The sequence below is a fragment of the Pseudomonas sp. P7779 genome (assembly GCF_013386315.1).
Lineage (GTDB): Bacteria > Pseudomonadota > Gammaproteobacteria > Pseudomonadales > Pseudomonadaceae > Aquipseudomonas.
The window spans coordinates 1-301 of record NZ_JACARZ010000207.1; the positions used below are offsets into that span (position 1 = coordinate 1).

Consider the following 301-nt stretch of genomic DNA (forward strand, 5'->3'; position numbering starts at 1 on the left):
CGCACCGGTGACCTGGCGCAATACCGCAGCGACGGGGTGATCGAGTACAGCGGCCGGATGGACCATCAGGTGAAAATCCATGGCTTCCGTATCGAACTGGGTGAAATTGAAGCGCGCCTGAACGCCCTGGCGGCGGTGCGCGAAGCCGTGGTCTTGGCCCAGGAAGGGCTGAACGGCCAGCAATTGGTGGCTTACGTGATCCCGGCGCAAGGCGCCGAGGATGCAGGCGCCCTCAAGGCGCAGTTGAAAGCGGACCTGCCGGACTACATGGTACCGACGCACCTGCTGTTCCTGAATGAAT

At 62.5% G+C, this 301-nt stretch carries 1 pseudogene; it reads left to right on the forward strand.

What is annotated here, in order from left to right:
• Positions 1–301 (forward strand): annotated as a pseudogene (locus HX869_RS31190) (hypothetical protein); the annotation flags it as partial.